This window comes from Ignatzschineria sp. PL_is040, from assembly GCF_055813795.1.
Genome location: NZ_JBVPGU010000047.1, coordinates 1 through 353 on the forward strand (window position 1 = coordinate 1; position 353 = coordinate 353).

General features: G+C 49.0%; 1 protein-coding gene. It reads right to left on the reverse strand.

Translation table 11 applies throughout. The annotated features are described in order from the left end of the window. Nucleotides 1-353, reverse strand: a 353-nt coding sequence (locus AC0SAP_RS10390) for an Ig-like domain-containing protein (protein ID WP_473384113.1), incomplete at both ends; no start/stop codon positions are given.

Genomic DNA, 353 nt, shown 5'->3' on the forward strand with positions numbered 1-353 from the left:
TGACCTTTAACCGCTCCTTTTACTGGCGTATCTTCTTCCGTCTTAATCGCTGGCGATTCAGCCGTTGGCGCATCATTCACCGGTGTGACTGTTACAGGAACCGTCACAGTGACACTGCCGCTATTGCCGTCAGATACAACGACCGTGAATTTATCCGATCCGTTGTAATCTTTGTTTGGCGTGTAAGTATAGTTGCCGTCACCATCTACCGTCACCGTACCATTCGCTGGTTTATCACCTAGTGCATAAGTCAGATCATCACCATCCACATCAGTGACACCCGTAATAGTGCCTTTCTTCGGCGTATCTTCTTTCGTAACAATCGTCTGATCACGATCATCCACCACCGGCGC